The sequence below is a fragment of the Vicinamibacteria bacterium genome (assembly GCA_035620555.1).
GTDB lineage: Bacteria > Acidobacteriota > Vicinamibacteria > Marinacidobacterales > SMYC01 > DASPGQ01.
The window spans coordinates 1-3,958 of sequence record DASPGQ010000349.1; the positions used below are offsets into that span (position 1 = coordinate 1).

The 3,958-nt window shown below is 64.2% G+C and carries 4 protein-coding genes; 2 read left to right on the forward strand and 2 right to left on the reverse strand.

The window, feature by feature from the left end:
• The coding region (locus tag VEK15_14230) for a UbiD family decarboxylase (GenBank protein ID HXV61850.1) at positions 1 to 1,304 on the forward strand (1,304 nt) is incomplete at its 5' end.
• Complete coding sequence (locus VEK15_14235) at positions 1,301 to 2,287, forward strand: ABC transporter substrate-binding protein (GenBank protein HXV61851.1); 987 nt, start codon at positions 1,301 to 1,303, stop codon at positions 2,285 to 2,287. The genes VEK15_14230 and VEK15_14235, both read left to right, overlap by 4 nt.
• A gap of 15 nt (positions 2,288 to 2,302) precedes the next feature.
• Here the strand turns inward: VEK15_14235 and VEK15_14240 are convergent, their stop codons facing one another.
• On the reverse strand, positions 2,303 to 3,445 hold the full coding sequence (locus VEK15_14240) for a hypothetical protein (protein HXV61852.1): 1,143 nt from the start codon (positions 3,443 to 3,445) through the stop codon (positions 2,303 to 2,305).
• A 47-nt stretch (positions 3,446 to 3,492) separates the two neighbouring features.
• Positions 3,493 to 3,958, reverse strand: a 466-nt coding sequence (locus tag VEK15_14245) for a kelch repeat-containing protein (GenBank protein HXV61853.1), incomplete at its 5' end; no start/stop codon positions are given.

The window sequence follows — 3,958 nt, forward strand, 5'->3', positions numbered from 1 at the left end:
TGAGCCCGAAGTGGGAGCTTTCCGCGGTTCAGAAACGTCTGGAGTCGGAGGGCTCACTCCCGATCCTCATTTTCAACCGGGTCGCGGGCCACAAGATGCCGGTCGTGGCCAATCTCTTCGCGAGCAAGAAACACCTCGCCCTCGCGCTCGATACGACACCCGGCGAGGTCGTCACCCGCTTCGCGGAGGCATCGACTCGCCGCCTGCCACCACGAAGAGTCGAGAAGGGTCCCGTCAAGGACGTCATCCTCACCGGTGATGACGCGTCCTTGGATCGGCTGCCGCTCATCACCCACTGCGCCAAGGACGCCGGAGCCTATCTCACCTCGGGCGTGACTTTCATGCGCGATCCGGTTTCGGGCGTTGTGAACGGAGGAATCTACCGGAACTTGAAGCTCTCGTCGACCGCACTCACGATGAACCTGGCGCCCCTGAGCCATGGCGCTCAGATCACCCGCGGAGCCGAAGAACGTGGGCTCCCCGTCGAAGCCGCGATCGCGATCGGCCATCACCCCGCGATGGGGATGGCCTCGCAACAGCGGGGGAAGCTCGGCGAGCTCGATCTCGAGACCATGGGCGGGCTCCTGGGCGAGCCCGTGGACGTCGTTCGGGCCGAGACGGTCGACGTGCTCGTTCCCGCCGATGCCGAGATCGTCATCGAGGGCAAGATCCGAACGGAGGTCTGGCATGATGACGGGCCCTTCGGCGATTACTGGCTGTACTACGCGCCTCCCAAGCCGGCACGGGTGTTCGAGGTGACCGCGATCACTCATCGTAAAGCGCCTATCTTTCACGACATCTTCAATGTCGGACCCGAGCACCTCGTTCTCTTTTCTCTGGGGATGGAGGGCGCTTTATTTCCTCGGCTCAAGGAGCTCATCCCTCAGCTCGTCGCGATCCACGTTCCGGTTTGCGGGTCGGGGAACCTAGTCTACGTGCAAATCCGAAAGGAGATGGAGGGGCTCGGGGTGAATGCCGCGCTCGCGGCCCTCGGCATCTATCGATTCAAATGTGCCATCGTCGTGGACGAGGACGTCGATATCTACGATGACGGCAAGGTGCTGTGGGCGCTGATGACTCGGACCCAGCCCGATCGGTCGTTCTTCACCGTGCCCGGCTCGTACGTGTCCCGGGTGGATCCGACGGGTTATCTCCCATGGCAGACGGGCGGCACGGGACCCGGGCTCTTGACCACCCGGCTGGGGGTCGATGCCACCAAGCCTCTGGACCCGAGCTTTCCCGAGGTCGCCGAGCCCCCGCGCGATCTCTGGCGAGGTCTCGACTTGAAAGACTACTTATCTTGATACGGTGGGTTGCCGCAATCATTGGCCTCACCTTCCTGCCAGGTGCTCGCTCCTCGCGGGCGCAGGAGGCGCCCAGAGAGATCGTCTTTCTGACGAATTACGTCTTCCTCGGCCGCCACGCGCCGTTCTTCGTGGGGCTGGAGAAGGGTTTCTATCGCGAAGCGGGCTTCGACATCGAGATCCTCCCTTCCACCGGGAGCGGCTCGGTGATCGCGGCGCTCGAAGGAGGCCAGGCCGACTACGGGATCGCCGAGACCGCTCCCTTCGTGCAGGCGGTGGCAAAGGGAGCCGGGCTCAAGGCGTTCGGGGTCTACATGGACGAAAGCACGAGCGGACTCGCGTCGCTCACGCCCCATCGGCGGCCCGAATCGATCGCGGGCAAGCGAATCGCGGCGTCGGTCACCGACAGTGCGCGGGTCATCCTGCCCATCATCTACCACCTCGAGGGCCTCGACCCGTCGATCTTGACCTGGCAAGCGGCGGACCCGAGCGTTTACTTCCCGCTCCTTCTTCAAGGACGTGCCGATCTCGTTACCGCCTCGATCGATAGCGACGTGCCCACCTTGCGGCGGGCGACGGAGCCTCGAGGGCTGACGGTGCATTTCTCGAGCTTCGCCGAATGGGGCTACGACGTCTTCGGCTATCTCCTGATCGCTCGCGAGGACCGCATCGCGTCACGCCCCGAGGAAGTCCGCGCATTCGCCGCCGCCACGACCCGCGCGGTGCGCTACGCCGTCGACCATCCGGATGAGGCGGTTACCATCTTGCTGGAGCACAATCCGACCCTGGACCGTGGGCTCATGCGGACGCAGTGGAACGCTTCGATTGCCGCCATCGATACGGCCTTCGTGAAGGAGCACGGCTACGGGCGAGCGACGCGAGAGCGGCTCGAGAGGAGCATCGAGCTCGTCACCGCGGCCTTCGAGCTCGATACGAGGCTCGGGCCGGACGATGTCTACGCCGGTGGCTTCATGCGCCAATGACTCTCTCGCGCAAGGCTACTTCTTCGCTAGTACCAGGGACCTTCCGATCAGCTTCTTCGGATCGGCGCCGGGCTTGGGAACGAACTTGTTCACCCACCCGCCGTCCCAGCTCGCGACGTAAACGTTACCCTCCTGGTCCACGTCGAGCTGGTGGGGACGCGACAGGCCACCGGGAAAGCCGCCCCTCGTTCCCCCGTACGCACCCCAGTAGTATTGGAGCTCGCCGTCCCGGTTGTACTTGAGAATCCGGTTGAGTCTCGCCGAGATCACCCAGACCGCATCGTTGTCGTCGATGAAGACGCCGACGGGGTCGGAAATGTCCGGCCACTCCTCGATGAACTCACCCTTCTCGGTGAATATCTGGATACGGTTGTTCGTACGGTCGCCGACGTAGACGCGATGTTCGCGGTCCACCGCGAGCCCGTGCACGAGGTCGAACTGCCCGGGACCGCTTCCAAGCTGGCCCCATTCCATCACGTACTCGCCATCGGCGTCGTACTTGACGATACGGGAGTTCCAGTACCCGTCTCCCAGAAGGAAGCTTCCGTCCGGAAGAAAAGCCAGCACCGCCGGGTCGCCATAGGAATAGGGACCGGGGTGCGGGTTCGCCCGCGCCTCTTCGCGGCTCGTGGGATGGTCGGGATCGTAGAGGCGCATCACCAGCTCGCTCCCGTCGTTGGTGAACTTGAGGATCTGCATGTTGACCCCGCGGCCGCCACCGCGCTCGACGACCCAGACGTGGCGCTCGGGGTCGTAGGGACTAATGTAAACCTGGTGGGGTTTGTTCAGGAGCGAGTCCCATTGCGTCCATCTCTCCACGATGTTTCCGCCTCGATCGACGACCACGAGGTAGTTCGTGCTTCCCTCTCGCTCCTCGCCATCGCCGTTCCGGTCCCCCCACACCACCACGATGATCCGGTCGGGGCTGTCCACGGCAACGCCCGAGACCTCGCCCCAAGTCCATGGCCCTTCGTGGTCTGGCGCCGGCTTCCACCAGTTCTCCGCGGCATCGTAGGCTCCGGTGCGATCGTCGCCTCCTTTGACGATCGCCCTTTGAGGATCCGGTGCCGGCGCCGCCTGGTTCTCGGCGTCGCAACCCATTGACACCGAAAGACCGGCGAAGACAACGAGGGCCGAGCCCAAGCGATTCATTCTCATCGCGCTTTGACCTCCGACAGGCGTGCGGGGGAGTATAGCGTCATCTGTCACCTCGGTGGACCGAGGCGGTGCCAGGAAACGCCGTCCCACTCCCAAAGGTCGTCCAGGCGACCTTCGGCGCCGATCCCCCCGTAGAGGACGACGCGGTCGCGCTTCGCGTCATAGGCCATGGCGTGAACGTTTCGTGCCTCGGGTGCGCTCTTCCTCTCATCGAGCCGCTGCCATTCGGAGCCCTGGAGTGTCCAGGTGTCGGCGACACTCTTCCGGTCTACGAGTCCACCGAACATGACGAGCGCGGCGTGCTCGTCATCGTAAGCGTAGCGGGTCGCTCCGGTCGGAGGTGGGCCTGGCGCATTCACCGGGCTCCATTCGCGTCCATTCCATACCCAGAGATCGTTCAGAAGTCCCGACTCCGCCCAGCCACCGAACAAGAGAACACGCCGACCTCGACCATCCGTCGCGAGTCGATGCGTACTTCGCGCTCGAGGTCCGTCGCCGTCACGGGACACCTCG